Below are 19,863 nucleotides of genomic sequence, written 5' to 3' on the forward strand. Positions count from 1 at the left end.
TCCTGTGTCCCACCATCGCCGGGGCGCGGGTGGTGGTCAATGCGGTCTCCAGGGGCTTGCGGACCACCGGTTGCGGATACGGAAACCCGCAACCGGTGCGGTCCCTGCACCACGCGCGCGTGGCGGACCGCACCGCGGACGCACGGGAGGCGCGGTGCGGGCCCGCACCGCGCCTCCCGTCCGACGGCTGGTTCAGCCCACCGCCGCGTCCTCGGTCGCGAAGGCGGCGCGCAGGGCCGCCGCCAGCTCGGCGACGTGCGGTTCCCGCAGGAGCGAGGTGTGCTCGGCGTGGATGCGGATCGTCTGCCGGTCGCCGGCGAGGAACCGGGCCCAGCCGTCCGCGTCCGGGTTGGCGTCCGCGACGACGTAGGTCGCCCGACCCGTGTACGGCGTCGGGTGGTGCCGCCTGGTGGCGATCGAGGCCTGGTCGAAGAAGGCGTCGAAGTCCTTCTGCCCGCCGAAGCGCAGGACGCCGGCGGTGTAGGCGCGGAAGCGCTTCGCGGCCTGCTGCCCGTAGGGCACGCCGGCGGGCATGATCCGCCGCACGATCCGGTCGAGACCCCGGCGGACCGTGCCCCTCGTCGGCTCACGCTGCTCGATGCGCCCGAAGTGCAGGCGGGCCTGCTCGGCCTTCGACCGCGGTAGATAGGTGTCGAGCATCGCGACGTGCTCGACCTCCTCTCCCGCCTCGGTGAGGAGCCGGGCGACCTCGAGCGCGACGAGGCCGCCGAGCGAGTGGCCGACGAGCAGGTACGGGCCGCGCGGCTGCACGACGCGCATCAGCGCGAGGTACCGGCGGGCGCTGCGGGCGACCGACCAGTCCGGCAGTCCGCGGCGCTCCAGGGCGTGCTGCTGGAAGGCGTACACGTCGTGGTCCGGGAAGTAGCGCGACAGCGGCAGGAACGTCAGCGCGAGCGCGCCGGCCCCGGCGAAGCAGAAGACCGGCCGGGTTCCGCTGATGCGCGCCTCGGAGACCTTCACGACGTCCTGGTGGCTCGGGAGCGCGCTCGTGCCGACGCGGACGCGCCGGGCGAACGAGCGGAGGGTCGGGTGCTCGAGCAGGTCGGCGCCGACGAGGTCCACCCCGAGGCGGTCCTGCACGATGGCGAGCATCTCCTCGGCGGACAGCGAGTCGCCGCCGAGCGCGGAGAAGTCCTCGTCGAGGTGCACGCCGGGCAGCCCGAGCACCTCGGCCCAGATCTGTCCGACCACGAGCTCCCACTGGTCGTACTCGTCCTCGGTCATCTCGGCCTCGACCGCGGGGGCCGCCGGCAGGGCCGCGCGGTCGACCTTGCCGCGCTCGGTGCGGGGCAGTTCGGTCATCGGGACGATCGCGGCCGGCACCATGTACTCCGGCAGCCGGTCGCGGAGTGCGCGGCGGATCGCGGCGGGTGCGGGTGTGCGCTGACCGGCGTGCCCGACGACGTGTGCGACGAGCCGGGTGGCCGCGGGCGGTGCGACCTGTGCGGTGACGACGGCGTCGGCGACGTCGGGCAGGGCACGGAGGCCGGCCTCGACCTCGCTCGGTTCGACGAGGTACCCACGCACCTTCACGGCGTCGTCCGCACGGCCGACGAGCACGATCCGGCCCTCGGCGTCGAAGCGGGCGAGGTCGCCGGGGCGCCACGCGGGGAACGTGTCGGCCGTGCCCGGCGTGAGGCGCTCCGCGGTCTTCTCGTACGCGCCCCAGTAGCCGGAGGTCATGCCGCGCGACAGCACGACGAGCTGCCCGGTCTCCCCGGGGTCCGCCGTCGTGCCGTCGGGCCGTTCGACGTGGACGTGCTTGCCCGGCAGGGCCCACCCGGCGGGGACGACGCCCTCGGGGACCGGGTCGTGCGGACCCACCGGGCAGTACGAGATGGCACCGGTCTCGCTCGACCCGAGCCCGTTCCAGTACGTGGTGGACGACCCGAGGTGCGGGCGGAACGCGACGATGTCGGCGCCCGTGACCGGTTCACCCACCGTGACGAGCGTGTCGATCCCCGCGAGCACGGACTCCTCGGCGGCTCCGGACCGGGCGCGCACGATCGAGCGGACCAGGTGCGGCGTGCAGGCGAGTGCCTGCGCACCCGAGCCCGTGAGCCGTGCCCCGAACTGCTCGACCCCGAGGTCGCGCGCGTCGAGCAGGACGACCTCGGCCCCCGCGAGCAGTGCGTTCACGGTGAAGGAGAACCCCGCGGCGAACGCGATCGGCAGCGCGACGGCCAGCCGGATGCCGGGGCGGAACCCGAGCGCGAGCGCATCGTGCTCGACGTTCTCGACGGCCTGCCGGTGCGTCAGCACGACGCCCTTCGGCATGCCCGTGGAGCCCGAGGTGAAGACGATGACGAGCGGGTCGGTGCCGCCCGGGCGGGTGGCCACGTCGGCAGCTCCGGGCGTCGTCGCCCCGAGTGCGTCGGCCCGCTCGAGCATCGCGTCGAGGTCGTGCGTCCGGCCGCCCCGCTCCGCGACGACCGCCGCCGCGGTCTCCGCGCGCGCCGCGTCGACCAGGACCTCGTCGATGCCCGCCAGGCGGGCGACGTGGTCGAGCCGCGCCGACGGCAGGTGCTCGTCGAGCACCACGACGGTCCGGCCGACCATCGTGACCGCGAGGAGCGCGAGCACCGCCTCGGTGGTCTGGCCCGCCATGATCCCCACCGGCCGCGACGCACCGCCGGCGACCGGTCCGACGCCCGCCCCGCCGTGGTCATCCGGCGTCAGCTCCGCAGCGAGCACGGACGCGAGCCCGCGCACCAGCCGGTCCGCTTCGGCGAAGGTGAGCGAACGACCCTCGCCCGCGAACGCCGGCGCTGCGCCGTGGTCGGCGACGACACGGTCCCAGCGGTCGAGGACCGAGTGGTCCGCGGCGGCGGGCACGACGGGATCGTGGTCCCAGCGGTGGGTCTCGGTCAACGGTTCTGCAGCGGTCACAGGGTCCCCAGGTCGTTCGGTGGCTCGCCCGTCGCGCGCGCGGCGGTCTTCGGACGGTACGACCGCGGGGCCTGTCCTGGCGAGCGTCCGGCGATCCGGTGCGGTGAACCGCAACCCACGACCGGGTGCGGTGCGGTCTCCGGCGGCCGCGCCGGTCGCGGGGCGATCGCCTCCACCCGCGCTGCGTTGCAGGATGCACCGTGCGGGAGGCCGCAAGCGACTCGGGAGCCCGATCGCGGATCCGGCCGCTCCGCTGCAGGCGGGCGTGTCGCGGCCGAGCGACGGCATCACGCGGCAGGCGAAGGACGCGTCGGGCCGTGGAACGAGAACAGCCCCCGGGGATCTCCCGGGGGCTGTTCATCGAGTGCTGGGGTACCTGGACTCGAACCAAGAACGACGGTACCAGAAACCGCTGTGTTGCCAATTACACCATACCCCAAAGGCCTCGCGGCCTTCGTACGGCCCGGAGGCCGCCTGTCCCGGTTGCCCGGGGCACGATCAACTACTGTACAGCATCCTGGAGGCCCGTGAGACCACCCACGAGGTCGCGGTGCACCGCGGCCGCCGTGACGGCCCCGTGCCCGGCCGCCACGATGAGCTGCTCGGGCCCGGGCGGGGTGACGTCACCGACGGCGTAGAGCCGCGGGACGCCCGTCCGGCCGGCCCGGTCGACCACGACGAGCCCCTCGGCGTCACGCTCCACCGGAGCGTCGAGCCAGTCGAGGTCGACGTGCCACACCGGTCGCACGAACCCACCCGTGCGCGGCTCCACGTGGCCGTCAGCGAGCCGGACGCCCGTCATGCCCGAGCGGTCGCCCTCGAGGTCGGCCACGGGTCGCTCGTCCACGCGGACACCGGCCGCGACGAGGCGCATCCGCCCGGCGTCGTCGAGCACCTGAGCACCGTTCGTGTAGACGACCAGGTCGTCCGACCATGCTGCGATCACGAGCGCCCGCTCCACGACGTCCGGCGTCTCGCAGAGGAACGCGAGCGGCTCGCCCGCCTTCTCGTAGCCGTCGCACTCCACGCAGCTGTGCACGCTCGTGCCGTAGAAGGCGCGCAGCGTCGGCAGCGCAGGGAACTCCTCACGCAGCCCGGTCGCCACGACGACGGCGTCGGCGGTCGCCTGCACCGCACTCCCCCGCCAGGACGCCCGCACGGACCACCGGTCCCCGTTCCGCGTCACGTGCTCGACCACGGCCTGCACGACCGTCGCCTCCGGGTACTGCTCGACCTCGGCACGGCCGAGCTTCCGGAGCTCGAGCGGTGAGATGCCGTCCCGCGTCAGGAACCCGTGCGAGCGCAGCGTGGCGGCGTTCCGCGGCCGGTTCGCGTCGAGGAGCAGCACCGTGCGCTTCGCCCGCACGAGGTTGAGCGCAGCGCTCAGGCCAGCCGGGCCCGCACCGACGACGACCACGTCGACGTCGTGCACGTCGGGTGCCGTCGACGGTGCTGCGGTGCTCACCGTGCGCCCGTCAGCGGTCCGCGAGGCGACGGAGCCGCGCGACGGTGGAGTCCTTGCCGAGGATCTCCATCGACTCGAACAGCGGCGGGCTGATGCGGCGACCGGAGACCGCCACGCGCAGCGGGCCGAACGCGAGCCGGGGCTTGAGCCCGAGCCCGTCGATCAGCGCCGTCCGCAGCGCGGCCTCGATCGAGGCGGTGTCCCAGGTCGTGAGCGACTCGAGCACAGCGATGCCCGCGCGGAGCACGTCGTCGGCGTCGGCCTTGAGCGTCGCAGCTGCGTCGTCCTCGACCACGAGCTCGTCGTCAGCGGTGAACAGGAAGCCGAGCAGCGCCGGCGCCTCGCCGAGGAGCTGCATGCGCTCCTGCACGAGCGGGGCCGCCTTCGTCAGGACAGCGAGCTGCTCCGGCGTCGCCGGGTCGGACACCACGCCCGAGAGGTACGGCAGGAGGCGGTCACGGAAGTCGTCGGCGTCGAGCATGCGGATGTGGTCCCCGTTGATCGCCTCGGCCTTCTTGTGGTCGAAGCGTGCCGGGTTCGGGTTGACGTCCGTCACCTCGAACGCGGCCACCATCTCGTCGATCGAGAAGACGTCGCGGTCCGGGCCGATCGACCACCCGAGCAGCGCGAGGTAGTTGACGAGCCCCTCGGGGATCATGCCCGCGGCACGGTGGTGGAAGAGGTTCGACTCCGGGTCGCGCTTCGAGAGCTTCTTGTTGCCCTCGCCGGTGACGTACGGCAGGTGCCCGAACAACGGGATGGACTCGGCGAGGCCGATCTCGTACAGCGCCTCGTACAGGGCGATCTGCCGCGGGGTGGACGAGAGCAGGTCCTCGCCGCGCAGCACGTGGGTGATGCCCATCAGTGCGTCGTCGACCGGGTTGGTGAACGTGTACAGGGGCTTGCCGTTCGGGCGGACCACCACGAAGTCGGGGAAGGTGCCCTGCTTGAAGGTGATCTCCCCACGCACGAGGTCCTCGAAGCTGAGGTCCCGGTCCGGCACACGCAGGCGCAGTGCCGGCTCACGCCCCTGGTCACGGAACGCCTGACGCTCCTCGTCGGTGAGGTCACGCTCGTGGTTGTCGTAGCCCTGCTTCGGGTCACGGCCGGCGGCCTTGTTGCGCGCCTCCATCTCCTCCGGCGTGACGAAGGACTCGTACACGTGGCCGGAAGCCTTGAGCTTCGCGACGACGTCCTCGTAGATGCCCGAGCGCTCCGACTGCCGGTACGGGCCGTGCGGGCCACCGACGTCGACACCCTCGTCCCAGTCGAGGCGGAGCCAGCGGAGCGCGTCGAGGATCTGCTCGTACGACTCCTCGCTGTCGCGCGCCGCGTCGGTGTCCTCGATGCGGAAGACGAGCTTGCCGCCGGTGTGCCGCGCGTAGGCCCAGTTGAACAGCGCCGTACGGATGAGGCCGACGTGCGGCGTCCCCGTCGGACTCGGGCAGAAGCGGACTCGGACGTCGGAACCGGTGGCGGTGGTGAATGGCGCAGTCATGACACCGTCGATCCTACCGGCGCTCGGCCGCACGCCGCAGAACGCAGGAAACCCCTGACCGGTGCCGGTCAGGGGTTTCCTGGTGGTGCAATGTTTGAGTCCGGCGGCGTCCTACTCTCCCACAAGGTCCCCCTTGCAGTACCATCGGCGCTGAGAGGCTTAGCTTCCGGGTTCGGAATGTGACCGGGCGTTTCCCTCTCGCTATGACCACCGGAACACCTTCGACTTGACCCTTGGATCAAGAAAGCTGTTCCCGCATGCATTGCGGTGTTCAGTTCTCGTGTTCCCGATCGTCTGTCGGGAACCACAAAGTGGACGCGAGCCCCACACCACGGATGGTGTTGGTAAAAAGTGTGTTGTCAAGTCTTCGGCTTATTAGTACCGGTCAGCTCCACGGGTCGTTAGTCCCCGCTTCCACATCCGGCCTATCAACCCAGTAGTCTGCTGGGAGCCTCTCACACTCAAGGTGCATGGAAATCTCATCTCGAAGACGGCTTCCCGCTTAGATGCTTTCAGCGGTTATCCGGTCCGAACGTAGCTAATCAGCGGTGCCCTTGGCAGAACAACTGACACACCAGAGGTTCGTCCATCCCGGTCCTCTCGTACTAGGGATAGATCTTCTCAAATTTCCAACGCGCGCAGCGGATAGGGACCGAACTGTCTCACGACGTTCTAAACCCAGCTCGCGTACCGCTTTAATGGGCGAACAGCCCAACCCTTGGGACCTACTCCAGCCCCAGGATGCGACGAGCCGACATCGAGGTGCCAAACCATGCCGTCGATATGGACTCTTGGGCAAGATCAGCCTGTTATCCCCGAGGTACCTTTTATCCGTTGAGCGACAGCGCTTCCACAAGCCACTGCCGGATCACTAGTCCCGACTTTCGTCCCTGCTCGACCTGTCAGTCTCACAGTCAAGCTCCCTTGTGCACTTACACTCGCCACCTGATTGCCAACCAGGTTGAGGGAACCTTTGGGCGCCTCCGTTACTCTTTGGGAGGCAACCGCCCCAGTTAAACTACCCACCAGGCACTGTCCATGAACCCGATCAGGGTCCTACGTTAGACATCCAGAGTGACCAGAGTGGTATTTCAACAATGACTCCACGAACACTAGCGTGCCCGCTTCACAGTCTCCCACCTATCCTACACAAGCCACACCGAACACCAATACCAAGCTGTAGTAAAGGTCACGGGGTCTTTCCGTCCTGCTGCGCGTAACGAGCATCTTTACTCGTAGTGCAATTTCGCCGAGTTCGCGGTTGAGACAGCTGGGAAGTCGTTACGCCATTCGTGCAGGTCGGAACTTACCCGACAAGGAATTTCGCTACCTTAGGATGGTTATAGTTACCACCGCCGTTTACTGGGGCTTAAATTCAGAGCTTCGCCCAAAGGCTAACCCCTCCTCTTAACCTTCCAGCACCGGGCAGGCGTCAGTCCGTATACATCGTCTTGCGACTTCGCACGGACCTGTGTTTTTAGTAAACAGTCGCTTCCCACTGGTCTCTGCGGCCTTCAACGCTCCACAACGAGAAGTCGTGTCACGTGTCCGGCCCCCCTTCTCCCGAAGTTACGGGGGCATTTTGCCGAGTTCCTTAACCACGATTATCTCGATCTCCTTGGTATTCTCTACCTGACCACCTGAGTCGGTTTCGGGTACGGGCGGCTGCAACCTCGCGTCGATGCTTTTCTCGGCAGCATAGGATCACTGATTTCCCCTTACGGGTACGCGTCGGGTCTCAGGCATATAGACGACGGATTTGCCTATCGTCAGCCCTACATCCTTACACCAGGTTCACCTTACGGATACCATCGCCTGGCTCAGCTACCTTCCTGCGTCACACCTGTTCATACGCTAGCCGCACCAGCATGGGGTCGAGCGTTAGACCGGCCACCATCACCCCGAAGGGATCCGGACAGTCCGGGTTAGGACTCTTAGCACCACTGGATTAGCTTGGGCGGTTGTTCGCCGGTACGGGAATATCAACCCGTTGTCCATCGACTACGCCTGTCGGCCTCGCCTTAGGTCCCGACTTACCCAGGGCGGATTAACCTGGCCCTGGAACCCTTGGTCTTTCGGAGGACGGGTTTCTCACCCGTCTTTCGCTACTCATGCCTGCATTCTCACTCGTGTGGCGTCCACGGCTGGATTACTCCGCCGCTTCACTCGCCATACGACGCTCTCCTACCACTCCGCACGACTGAACCACGAAGGCTTGTCTGTGTGCGAAATCTACAACTTCGGCGGTGTGCTTGAGCCCCGTTACATTGTCGGCGCGGAATCACTTGACCAGTGAGCTATTACGCACTCTTTCAAGGGTGGCTGCTTCTAAGCCAACCTCCTGGTTGTCTGTGCAACTCCACATCCTTTCCCACTTAGCACACGCTTAGGGGCCTTAGTTGGTAGTCTGGGTTGTTTCCCTCTCGACGATGAAGCTTATCCCCCACCGTCTCACTGCTGCGCTCTCACTCACCGGCATTCGGAGTTTGGCTGACGTCAGTAACCTGTTGAGGCCCATCGGCCATCCAGTAGCTCTACCTCCGGCGAGAAACACGCAACGCTGCACCTAAATGCATTTCGGAGAGAACCAGCTATCACGAAGTTTGATTGGCCTTTCACCCCTATCCACAGCTCATCCCCTCCATTTTCAACTGAAGTGGGTTCGGTCCTCCACGACGTCTTACCGTCGCTTCAACCTGGCCATGGATAGATCACTTCGCTTCGGGTCTAGGACATGCGACTGAATCGCCCTATTCAGACTCGCTTTCGCTACGGCTGCCCCACACGGGTTAACCTCGCCACATATCACTAACTCGCAGGCTCATTCTTCAAAAGGCACGCCGTCACATCAACAAGGATGCTCCGACGGTTTGTAAGCAAACGGTTTCAGGTACTATTTCACTCCCCTCCCGGGGTACTTTTCACCTTTCCCTCACGGTACTTGTCCGCTATCGGTCATCTGGGAGTATTTAGGCTTATCAGGTGGTCCTGACAGATTCACACGGGATTTCTCGGGCCCCGTGCTACTTGGGATACACATCCGGCCATAACACCATTTCGTCTACGGGGCTGGCACCCACTACGGCCCGGCTTTCAAACCGGTTCGACTATGATGCGCTGTAACCGCCCCAGTCCGGCAGAACTGAGCGACGTGTCCCACAACCCCGACCATGCAACGCCCGCCGGCTATCACACATGATCGGTTTAGCCTCATCCGCTTTCGCTCGCCACTACTCACGGAATCACATGTTGTTTTCTCTTCCTGTGGGTACTGAGATGTTTCACTTCCCCACGTTCCCTCTACCCGCCCTATATATTCAGGCGGGAGTCACCAGGTCACAAAAGCGCCCAGCGGGGTTTCCCCATTCGGAAATCCTCGGCTCACAGCTCGATTATCAGCTCCCCGAGGCTTATCGCAGATTTCTACGTCCTTCTTCGGCTCCAGATGCCAAGGCATCCACCGTTTGCTCTTAGAAACTTGACCACAAAGATTAAAATTGCGATCGACTCGAACAACAACAACCACCCCGAAAGGCGTCATCATCGTCACGAGCGATCTAAGATGCTCGCGTCCACTGTGTAGTTCTCAACATACGATCGGCACCACACTCCCCCGACACACAACGCGTCAGCTTCATGCAGCCCACCGAAGAACCCGCCAGGAAGATCAACTCCCCAACACGGCTCAACCCTCCCACCAACCGGCAGGAGAAGCCTGGTCCCTCAGGACCCAACAACGTGCACCAGCCGACCCGCTCACCCCGACCCGTTCCAACCCACCCCCGAAGAAGCAGACGTACTCAGGCCAGAAGCTACGCTCCCGACTGCACTGTCAATGTTCCACCCATGAGCTACCGGCGAGAACGTTCGTCTCGATCCGGCGCCTGGACACCAAACGGTGCCAGATGCTCCTTAGAAAGGAGGTGATCCAGCCGCACCTTCCGGTACGGCTACCTTGTTACGACTTAGTCCTAATCACCGATCCCACCTTCGACGGCTCCTTCCACAAGGGTTAGGCCACCGGCTTCGGGTGTTACCGACTTTCATGACTTGACGGGCGGTGTGTACAAGGCCCGGGAACGTATTCACCGCAGCGTTGCTGATCTGCGATTACTAGCGACTCCGACTTCATGAGGTCGAGTTGCAGACCTCAATCCGAACTGAGACCGGCTTTTTGGGATTCGCTCCACCTTACGGTATCGCAGCCCTTTGTACCGGCCATTGTAGCATGCGTGAAGCCCAAGACATAAGGGGCATGATGATTTGACGTCATCCCCACCTTCCTCCGAGTTGACCCCGGCAGTCTCCTATGAGTCCCCGCCATAACGCGCTGGCAACATAGAACGAGGGTTGCGCTCGTTGCGGGACTTAACCCAACATCTCACGACACGAGCTGACGACAACCATGCACCACCTGTACACCGACCACAAGGGGGCGACCATCTCTGGCCGTTTCCGGTGTATGTCAAGCCTTGGTAAGGTTCTTCGCGTTGCATCGAATTAATCCGCATGCTCCGCCGCTTGTGCGGGCCCCCGTCAATTCCTTTGAGTTTTAGCCTTGCGGCCGTACTCCCCAGGCGGGGCGCTTAATGCGTTAGCTACGACACAGAAACCGTGGAAAGGTCCCTACATCTAGCGCCCAACGTTTACGGCGTGGACTACCAGGGTATCTAATCCTGTTCGCTCCCCACGCTTTCGCTCCTCAGCGTCAGTTACGGCCCAGAGATCTGCCTTCGCCATCGGTGTTCCTCCTGATATCTGCGCATTCCACCGCTACACCAGGAATTCCAATCTCCCCTACCGCACTCTAGTCTGCCCGTACCCACTGCAAGCCCGAGGTTGAGCCTCGGGATTTCACAGCAGACGCGACAAACCGCCTACGAGCTCTTTACGCCCAATAATTCCGGACAACGCTTGCACCCTACGTATTACCGCGGCTGCTGGCACGTAGTTAGCCGGTGCTTTTTCTGCAGGTACCGTCACTTTCGCTTCTTCCCTACTAAAAGAGGTTTACAACCCGAAGGCCGTCATCCCTCACGCGGCGTTGCTGCATCAGGCTTTCGCCCATTGTGCAATATTCCCCACTGCTGCCTCCCGTAGGAGTCTGGGCCGTGTCTCAGTCCCAGTGTGGCCGGTCACCCTCTCAGGCCGGCTACCCGTCGTCGCCTTGGTGAGCCATTACCTCACCAACAAGCTGATAGGCCGCGAGTCCATCCCCAACCAAAAAATCTTTCCACCACCAGACCATGCGGCCAGTAGTCATATCCAGTATTAGACGTCGTTTCCAACGCTTATCCCAGAGTCAGGGGCAGGTTACTCACGTGTTACTCACCCGTTCGCCACTAATCACAGGAGCAAGCTCCTGATCATCGTTCGACTTGCATGTGTTAAGCACGCCGCCAGCGTTCGTCCTGAGCCAGGATCAAACTCTCCGTAAAAAATTACAACCAACACCGAAGTGTCAGCGAGTTGAAACTGACTGTAAAGACTGTCTACTGACAATCAATTCAATCCAAAAGGAATTGTCTCCGACGACCACAACCGAAGCTGCGGTCGCACGGGGTCAATAAATTGGCATTGACAATGTGCACGCTGTTGAGTTCTCAAGGACCAGACGCACCCCCCACTCGAACCGACGAATCGGATTCCGCCAGAGGGGCTGGAGTTCCTGTTACCCGGGCGAGACTCGGACGACCAACCAGCCGTTCCGTTCTCCGCCGCCGGGGCAACGAGAGATAACCATACGCGGACACCCCCACCACCGCCAACCAACCCGACACCCGGGCGTGTCGCGTCCGTACGCCGCTGCTGGCGGAGGCGAGCCCAGACGCGGAACGGCCCGCTCCCCCGGTGGAGGAACGGGCCGTTCGACAGCGTGCGCAGTCGGTCAGTGGCGGGCGATGACCGGGTTCTTGAGCGAGCCGATGCCGGAGATCGTCACTTCGACGACCTCGCCGTCGCGGATCTCGCCGACACCGGCCGGTGTGCCGGTCAGGATGACGTCGCCGGGCAGGAGGGTCCAGATGGACGACACGAACTCGACGAGCGACGGGATGTCGTGCACCATCTCGCTCGTGGAACCGACCTGCCGCAGGTCGCCGTCCACGCGGGTCTCGATGCGGATGTCCGACGGGTCGATCTCCGTCTCGATCGCCGGCCCGAGCGGGCAGAACGTGTCGAAGCCCTTCGCACGGGCCCACTGGCCGTCGCGCGCCTGCAGGTCGCGGGCGGTGACGTCGTTCGCGATCGTGTAGCCGAGGACGACGCTCGCGAAGTCCTCGCGCCGCACGTTCTTGGCGAGTGAACCGATCACGATGGCGAGCTCGCCCTCGTGGTCGACACGACCGACGCCGGCGGGCAGGCGGATCGGGTCCTCGGGTCCGATGACCGCGGTGTTCGGCTTGAGGAACACCACCGGGTCGTCCCCGGCACGCTCGTCCATCTCGGACGCGTGCTCGGCGTAGTTGAGCCCGACGCCGATGACCTTCGAGCGCGGGATGACCGGTGCGAGGAGCTTCGCCTCGGTCAGGGGTACCCGCTCCCCCGTGGTCTCGAACCCCTGGTACATCGGGTCACCCGCCAGCACGACCAGGTCGCGCTCGTCGAGGATGCCGTACCGGGGGTCTTCGCCCTTGCTGCTGAACCGTGCGATCTTCACCGTTGGAGCCTACCGACGCGATCCGCGATCAGGCCGGGTCCGTCAGGCGCGTCATCCACCCGTGCGGGTCGGGACGGCGGCCGTACTGGATGTCGGTGAGCTCCTCGCGCAGGGACATGGTCAGCTCGCCCGCCCCCTCGGTCGGCGACCCGATCGCGAACCCGTCGCCGCGGAGTTCCGCGATCGGCGTGACCACCGCGGCGGTCCCACACGCGAAGGCCTCGGTGATCGACCCGTCCGCGACACCGTCGCGCCACTCGTCGAGGGTCACGCGGCGACGCTCGACCCGCAGGCCGCGGTCTTCGGCGAGCTGCAGGATCGAGTCGCGGGTGATGCCCTCGAGGATCGAGTCGGAGTCCGGCGTGACGAGGGTGCCGTCGGACCGCACGAGCACGACGTTCATGCCGCCGAGCTCCTCGAGGTACCTGCCCTCCTCGGAGTCGAGGAACATCACCTGCTGGCAGCCGTGCTCGTACGCCTCCTGCTGCGGCAGGAGCGACGAGGCGTAGTTGCCGCCGGTCTTCGCCGCACCCGTTCCGCCCCTGCCCGCGCGGGCGTAGGTGGTCGAGAGCCAGATCGACACCGGCTTCGGCCCGGAGGTGAAGTACGCGCCCGCCGGGCTCGCGATGCAGTGGTACGCCACCGCCTGGGCGGCACGCACACCGAGGAACGACTCGGTCGCGATCATGAACGGCCGGAGGTAGAGGCTGGTCTCGGGGGCCGACGGCACCCAGTCGACGTCGGCCCGGACGAGCTGCCGGATCGAGTCGACGAACGCCTCGACCGGGAGCTCCGGGAGCGCCAGGCGCCGGGCGGACCGCTGGAAGCGTCGGGCGTTGGCATCCGGGCGGAACGTCCACACCGAACCGTCCGCGTGCCGGTAGGCCTTCAGCCCCTCGAAGATCTCCTGGGCGTAGTGCAGGACGCTCGCGCTCGGGTCGAGCGCGAGCGGCCCGTACGGGTGGATGCTCGCGTCGTGCCAGCCGGCGTCGATCGTCCACTGCACGGAGGCCATGTGGTCGGTGAAGTGCTTGCCGAAGCCGGGGTCGGCGAGGATCTCCTCGCGCTCGGCGGCGGCGCGACGCTCGGCTGACGGCGTGTGGGCGAACTCGAGGTCGAAGGAGGTGTCGGTGCTCAAGGGGAGGACTCCTGTCAGGCGGTGGTGGTGCGTGCCGTGGCCGCAGCGGCGATGGCGTCGCCGATCTCGGACGTGCGACGCTGCGTGGTGCCCCGGTCGGCGAGGTCGGCCTCGACCGCCTGGGTGACCGCCGCCGCGAGGTCCGCACGACCGAGGTGGTCGAGCAGGAGCGCGACGGACAGGACCGCGGCCGTGGGGTCGGCCAGCTGCTGACCCGCGATGTCCGGCGCGGAACCGTGCACCGGCTCGAACATGCTGGGGAAGGTGCCGTCCGGGTTGATGTTGCCCGAGGCCGCCAGACCGATGCCGCCGCTGATCGCGCCGGCCAGGTCGGTGATGATGTCGCCGAAGAGGTTGTCCGTGACGATGACGTCGAACCTACCCGGTTCACGCACCATGTGGATGGTCACCGCGTCGACGTGCTGGTAGTCGACGGTCACGTCCGGGTACTCGGCCCCGACCGCGGCCACCGTGCGCTGCCAGAGGGCGCCGGCGTTCACGAGCACGTTGCTCTTGTGCACCAGCGTCAGGTGCCTGCGCGGCCGACGCGACGCCAGGTCGAAGGCGTACCGCACCACCCGCTCGACGCCGTGCGCCGTGTTGAGCGACACCTCGGTGGCGATCTCGTGCGGCGTGCCGACGCGGATCGCGCCGCCGTTGCCGACGTACGGGCCCTCGGTCCCCTCGCGGACGACGACGAAGTCGACCTCGCCCGGGTCCGCGAGCGGGCTGCCCACCGACGAGTAGACCTTCGTCGGACGCAGGTTCACGTAGTGGTCGAATGCGAAGCGGAGCTTCAGCAGGAGCCCGCGCTCGATGATGCCACCGGCGAGCCGGGGATCGCGGGGATCCCCACCGACGGCGCCGAGCAGGACCGCGTCGTGCTCGGCGATGGCGGACATGTCGTCGTCGGTCAAGATGTCGCCGGTCTCCAGGTACCGCCCGGCACCGAGGGAGAACGCGGTCTCCTCGACCACGAGGTCGTCCGGCAGCACCGCGTGCAGGACCTTCAAGGCCTCGTCGACGACCTCGGGGCCGATGCCGTCGCCGCGGATGACCGCCAGCTTCACCGTCTGCACGGGGTTCTCCTCCGCCATGTCCACCACCGTCCTAGAGCGTGATGTCGATCTCGCGGAGCGACGCCGCGTCGATCGTCGACCGGACGTGCTCGAGGATCTCGGCCGGGACGGGCGAGTCCACCGTGAGCACGCTCAGCGCCTGGCCGCCGGCCTCGCGCCGCGAGATCTGCATCGCCGCGATGTTGATGCCGGCCTCGCCGAACTCCTTGCCGTAGACGGCGACGATGCCGGGGCGGTCGGTGTAGACCATCACGACGTGGTGCGACTCGAGGGCGACCTCGACGTCGTGGCCGTTGATCTCGACGAGCTTCTCGACCTGCTTCGGACCGGTGAGCGTGCCCGAGACGCTGATCGCCGGGCCGTCGGACTGGGCCCCGCGGATCGTGAGCACGTTCCGGTACTCAGGGCTGTCCGCGTCGGTGATGAGCCGGACGGAGACGCCCCGCTGCTCCGCGATGAGCGGCGCGTTGACGTAGGAGACCTGGTCGCTCACGACGTCGGTGAAGACGCCCTTGAGCGCCGCGAGCCGGAGCACGCTGACGTCGTACTGCGCGAGCTCGCCGTGCACCTCGACGTCGATGCTGGTGACCGGGGAGGTCGCGAGGCCGGTGAACACCTGACCGAGCTTCTCCATGAGCGAGATGCCCGGACGGACGTACGGGTCGATGACGCCGCCGGCGACGTTGACCGCGTCCGGCACGAGCTCGCCGCCGAGGGCGAGCCGGACCGACTTCGCGACCGAGACGCCGGCCTTCTCCTGCGCCTCGTCGGTCGAGGCGCCGAGGTGCGGCGTCACGACGACGTTCGGCAGCGCGAGCAGCGGCGAGTCCTTCGGCGGCTCGGACACGAAGACGTCGAGCCCGGCGCCGGCGATGGTGCCGGCCGTCAGGGCGCGGTGCAGGGCGTCCTCGTCGATCAGGCCGCCACGGGCCACGTTGACGACGAAGGCGCTCGGCTTCATCAGCGCGAACTGCGCGTCGGAGATCATGCCGACCGTCTCCGGCGTCTTCGGCATGTGGATCGTGGTGAAGTCGGCGCGGCGGAGCAGGTCCTCCAACGAGACGAGCTCGACCCCGAGCTGCTGGGCGCGGGCCGTCGTGACGTACGGGTCGTACGCGATCACGGAGACGCCGAACGCCTGCAGCCGCTGCGTGATGAGCGCGCCGATGCGGCCGAGACCGATGATCCCGACGGTCTTCTCGTAGAGCTCGACACCCGTGTAGGAGGAGCGCTTCCACGCCCCGGCCGCCAGCGACGCGTGCGCCGCGGGGATGTGCCGCGCGAGCGACAGGATGTGGCCGACCGTGAGCTCGGCGGCGGAGATGATGTTCGACGTCGGCGCGTTCACGACCATCACCCCGGCCGTGGTGGCGGCCTTGATGTCGACGTTGTCGAGGCCGACGCCCGCGCGGGCGACCACCTTGAGCTGCGGGGCCGCGGCGATCGCCTCGGCGTCGATCTTGGTGGCGGAACGCACGAGCACGGCATGTGCGTCGGCGAGGGACTCCAGGAGCGCGGCGCGGTCGGTACCGTCCACGTTCCGGATCTCGAAGTCGGGCCCGAGGGCGTCGACGGTGGCGGGCGAGAGTTCTTCGGCGATCAGGACGACCGGCTTCGGCACAGCTGCGTTTCCTCACACGAGACGGGCGGTATCCCACCATCGTAACGACGCGCGCAGGTGGTTACGACCGCACCATCGGTCCGGTACCGGACCGCAAGAGGACAGGAGGCACGGTGCCAGCCGGCACCGTGCCTCCTGTCCGTCGTCTGGCCGGGTCAGAAGTCGAGCAGTCGCGGGACGAAGAGCTGCAGGTCGAGCCACAGTGCGCCGGCCGCCGCGAACGCGACCACGAAGACCGCGATCGTCAGCCGCATGCTCGACCGCCGCGTGATGACGAGCGCCGCGACGAAGGCGACCGGTGCGATCGCGATGTCGAGGACCAGCCACAGCCACGGCGTGCTCGTCTTGAGTGACGCACCGCCCGAGGTGGACTCGAGGAAGGCGTTGAACTCGTCCACGCGCTGCGAGACCTGCGACAGGTTGCCGACGGCCTGCACCGTCATGTAGCCGAAGAGCACCGCGAAGACCACCCACACGACGATGCGGCCGACCAGCGGCGCCGGCGAGCGGCGCGCGGTCGGGGCGGTCGGCGTCGCGGCGGTCACCCGAAGCTCCGCGTCATGAGGAACGGCCACGGGAACAGCACGGCGGCACCGAGGAGCATCCAGAGCAGTCGCGTCCGGGTACGGCTCCCCCGGCCGGCCCACAGCACGACGGCGAACCAGAGCGCCGGCGCGAGGATCGACAGGAACCGGAGCACCTCGACGAAGAGGGTCAGGACGGTGTCCACCCCGGCGACGTACGAGGTCGACGCGGTGAGCAGCCAGGCGACGGTGTAGAGCAGGTAGAGCCCGCCGAAGACGCCGAAGCCGACCAGCGCGCCCGACGTCTCCGGGGCGTCGGGGTCGCGCGGAGCACGGTCCGCCACGGGCACCGGGTTGTGTGCGGCGTCGACGTGCGAGGCGTCGTCGGCGTCGCCCCAGCTGAGGGCGTCGTCGTCGTGGTCGACGGAGCCGTCGGGCGGGGATGCTGCCGTGGTCATGCCCCGATTCTACGAGGGGCCGCGGGACGGCAGGACCACCAGGACCGCCCTGTGCACGACTCAGACGTCGGCGGGCTGGGCCTCGAGGACCTCGGCGACGACCTCACGCAGCGCGGGGAACAGCGGGTGGCTCTCCATGAGCCCGGTGAGGATCTCGGTGAGTGCGTGCGCCGTCGCACCGGAGCGGAGCAGGGCGTGCAGCTCGATCGACTCCGGGTCGTTCTCGTCGTCGAACGCCAGCGCCACGCGGACCGCGCCGACGAGGTGGTCGACCGGCAGCCCCCGTTCGGCGAGCTGCGCCGCGGGGCCGACGAAGCGCTCGCGGCGGCCGAGCTTGCGGAGCGGGTTCCGACCGACGCGCACGGTGGTGTCCGGCAGGTGCGGGTTCGCGATCCGGGAGAGGTTCGCCGCGACGTAGCGGGCGTGCTCCGCCGGGTCGAAGCCGTGCTTGGCGACGAGCAGCGCGGTGGTCTCGGCGAGCACGCCGTCGACCTCGGCGCGGACGTCGTGGTCCTCGAGTGCCTCGCGGATCAGGCGGATGCCTCGGACGTAGCCGTGGTAGGCCGCCGTCGCGTGCGCCGTGTTCACGGTGTAGAGCTTGCGCTCGACGAAGGGCTGCAGGTCGTCGACCCAGGTCACGCCGTCGATGGCGGGCGGCTCGGCGTCGGACGCGGCGAACGGGGTGCGCTCGATGACCCACTCGTAGAAGGGCTCGAGCACGACGTCGAGGCCGCCGGACTGACCGAGCACGCCGGACTGGTCCGGAACGATGCGGTCGATCGCGCAGTTCGCGAAGACCGCGGCGATGTCGCGGTCCTCGAGGATCGGCGCACGGCGGATGCTGGCGTGCAGTGAGTCGGTGGCGTTGAACGCGTTCTCGCACGCCACGATCGTGACGTCACCGCGGTCGAGGGGGCGCGCGGCGAGGCCCTCGGCGATGACCGGGGCGACGAGCGGCAGGGTGCGCGCACCCACGGCGGTCGTGACGACGTCGGCCTCGGCGATGGCACGGACGACGGCGTCGCGGTCGGTCTTGCTGTTCAACGCGCGGAAGCCGTACACCAGGTGCTCGACCGGCTTCTCGCCGACCTCGTGCACGACGAAGCGTCCGGCCTCGTTGAGCGCCGAGACGACACGGGCGTCGACGTCCACGAAGGTGAGCTCGTACCCGCTGGCGAGGAGGAACTGGCCGACGAACCCGCGCCCGATCTTGCCGGCGCCGATGTGCACCGCTCGCTTCGTCACCGCCATCCGACGATCCTCCCATGTCGCGCGCCGCCGACCGGACGCGACCCGCGCACAGCGGACGACAGGTGTCGCGCAACGGGTGCGGGGTCGCCGGGGGGACGCCGTTCGGCGTCGTCGGGCTGGTTCGAGTGCTGCTGCATAACGTTCGGGTCACATCGAGAGGCGGCGGTGCAGTCGCACCGCCGCCTCGTCATCGAGTGGTGTCCGCAGACTACCGCGCGGCCGAGCCGTCCACGTAGTCGGCGTCGTTCGACTTCCACGCGAACAGGGCACGGAGCTCGCGGCCCGTCGCCTCGATCGGGTGCTCCTCGCCCTTGGCGCGGAGGGCCTTGAACTCCGGCGCACCGGCGTCCTGGTCCTCGATGAAGCGCTTCGCGAAGGTGCCGTCCTGGATGTCCGCGAGGACCGCCTTCATGTTCTCCTTGACCTCGGGCGAGATCACGCGCGGGCCGGAGACGTAGTCACCGAACTCGGCGGTGTCGGAGATCGACCAGCGCTGCTTCGTGAGGCCGCCCTCCCAGATGAGGTCGACGATCAGCTTGAGCTCGTGCAGGACCTCGAAGTAGGCGATCTGCGGCTGGTACCCCGCCTCGGTCAGCGTCTCGAAGCCGTACTGGATGAGCTGCGAGGTGCCACCGCAGAGGACGGCCTGCTCACCGAACAGGTCGGTCTCGGTCTCCTCCGTGAAGGTCGTCTTGATGCCGCCGGAGCGCAGGCCGCCGATGGCCTTCGCGTACGACCAGGCGAGGTCCCAGGCGCTGCCCGAGGCGTCGACCTCGACCGCGACGATGACCGGCACGCCGCGGCCGGCCTCGTACTCACGGCGCACGGTGTGACCCGGGCCCTTCGGCGCGACGAGCGACACGTCGACGCCCTCGGGCGCCTCGATGTAGCCGTAGCGGATGTTGAAGCCGTGACCGAAGACGAGCGTCGCGCCGTCCTTGAGGTTCGGCTTGATGTCCTCGGCGTAGACGATGCGCTGGACCTGGTCCGGCGCGAGGATGACGACGACGTCGGCCCACGCGGTGGCGTCGGCCGGCGTGTGGACCTCGAAGCCCGCCTCTTCGGCCTTCTGGCGGCTCTTCGAGCCCTCCTTCAGGCCGATCTTGACCTCGACGCCGGAATCGCGGAGGTTGAGGGCGTGGGCGTGGCCCTGCGAGCCGTACCCGATGACGGCGACCTTCTTGCCCTGGATGAGCGTCAGGTCGGCGTCGGCGTCGTACACGATGTCAGTCACGAGGGTGTGTCTCCTTGGTAGTGGTCT

The 19,863-nt window shown here is 67.2% G+C and carries 11 protein-coding genes, 1 tRNA gene and 3 rRNA genes; all 15 read right to left on the bottom strand.

The genetic code is table 11. The annotated features are described in order from the left end of the window. Nucleotides 1-192: 192 nt before the first annotated feature. The 15 genes from ACY3FI_RS10130 to ilvC all read right to left on the bottom strand — a co-directional run bounded on the left by ACY3FI_RS10130 (nucleotide 193) and on the right by ilvC (nucleotide 19,836). Nucleotides 193-2,910: an alpha/beta fold hydrolase gene (locus ACY3FI_RS10130; RefSeq protein ID WP_462547406.1), complete on the bottom strand. Its 2,718-nt coding sequence runs from the start codon at nucleotides 2,908-2,910 to the stop codon at nucleotides 193-195. A 367-nt stretch (nucleotides 2,911-3,277) separates the two neighbouring features. Continuing rightward, nucleotides 3,278-3,349 (bottom strand) — tRNA-Gln (locus ACY3FI_RS10135). 63 nt (nucleotides 3,350-3,412) lie between these two features. Then, nucleotides 3,413-4,375 carry an NAD(P)/FAD-dependent oxidoreductase gene (locus ACY3FI_RS10140; RefSeq protein WP_462547407.1) on the bottom strand — a complete coding sequence of 321 codons (963 nt, stop codon included), beginning with the start codon at nucleotides 4,373-4,375 and terminating at the stop codon, nucleotides 3,413-3,415. A 10-nt stretch (nucleotides 4,376-4,385) separates the two neighbouring features. After that, nucleotides 4,386-5,873 carry a glutamate--tRNA ligase gene (gene gltX, locus ACY3FI_RS10145; protein ID WP_462547408.1) on the bottom strand — a complete coding sequence of 496 codons (1,488 nt, stop codon included), beginning with the start codon at nucleotides 5,871-5,873 and terminating at the stop codon, nucleotides 4,386-4,388. A gap of 98 nt (nucleotides 5,874-5,971) precedes the next feature. Then, nucleotides 5,972-6,088 (bottom strand): 5S ribosomal RNA (gene rrf / locus ACY3FI_RS10150). A gap of 140 nt (nucleotides 6,089-6,228) precedes the next feature. Continuing rightward, a 23S ribosomal RNA gene (locus ACY3FI_RS10155) occupies nucleotides 6,229-9,357 on the bottom strand. Nucleotides 9,358-9,789: 432 nt separating this feature from the next. Then, nucleotides 9,790-11,311, bottom strand: a 16S ribosomal RNA gene (locus ACY3FI_RS10160). The 16S, 23S and 5S rRNA genes sit together here, the layout of an rRNA operon. Before the next feature lie 449 nt (nucleotides 11,312-11,760). Beyond that, entirely contained in the window at nucleotides 11,761-12,531 is a 771-nt protein-coding gene (locus ACY3FI_RS10165) for a fumarylacetoacetate hydrolase family protein (protein ID WP_462547409.1), read from the bottom strand. A 28-nt stretch (nucleotides 12,532-12,559) separates the two neighbouring features. After that, nucleotides 12,560-13,669 carry a branched-chain amino acid aminotransferase gene (locus tag ACY3FI_RS10170; RefSeq protein WP_462547410.1) on the bottom strand — a complete coding sequence of 370 codons (1,110 nt, stop codon included), beginning with the start codon at nucleotides 13,667-13,669 and terminating at the stop codon, nucleotides 12,560-12,562. 14 nt (nucleotides 13,670-13,683) lie between these two features. After that, complete coding sequence (locus ACY3FI_RS10175; protein ID WP_462547411.1) at nucleotides 13,684-14,766, bottom strand: 3-isopropylmalate dehydrogenase; 1,083 nt, start codon at nucleotides 14,764-14,766, stop codon at nucleotides 13,684-13,686. A gap of 13 nt (nucleotides 14,767-14,779) precedes the next feature. Next, a complete protein-coding gene (gene serA, locus ACY3FI_RS10180) occupies nucleotides 14,780-16,369 on the bottom strand; it encodes a phosphoglycerate dehydrogenase (protein ID WP_462547412.1) in 1,590 nt (529 codons plus the stop codon). Nucleotides 16,370-16,524: 155 nt separating this feature from the next. Beyond that, nucleotides 16,525-16,914: a hypothetical protein gene (locus tag ACY3FI_RS10185; protein ID WP_462547413.1), complete on the bottom strand. Its 390-nt coding sequence runs from the start codon at nucleotides 16,912-16,914 to the stop codon at nucleotides 16,525-16,527. Continuing rightward, nucleotides 16,911-17,351, bottom strand: coding sequence for a hypothetical protein (locus tag ACY3FI_RS10190; protein WP_462547414.1), 441 nt, complete (start codon nucleotides 17,349-17,351; stop codon nucleotides 16,911-16,913). The genes ACY3FI_RS10185 and ACY3FI_RS10190 overlap by 4 nt, the downstream gene beginning before the upstream one ends. A 60-nt stretch (nucleotides 17,352-17,411) precedes the next feature. Then, nucleotides 17,412-18,602, bottom strand: a complete 1,191-nt coding sequence (locus ACY3FI_RS10195; protein ID WP_462547415.1) for a mannitol-1-phosphate 5-dehydrogenase — start codon at nucleotides 18,600-18,602, stop codon at nucleotides 17,412-17,414. 208 nt (nucleotides 18,603-18,810) lie between these two features. Next, on the bottom strand, nucleotides 18,811-19,836 hold the full coding sequence (ilvC, locus tag ACY3FI_RS10200) for a ketol-acid reductoisomerase (RefSeq protein ID WP_462547416.1): 1,026 nt from the start codon (nucleotides 19,834-19,836) through the stop codon (nucleotides 18,811-18,813). Between the last annotated feature and the right edge of the window lie 27 nt (nucleotides 19,837-19,863).

The sequence above is a fragment of the Curtobacterium sp. RM9 genome (assembly GCF_054956955.1).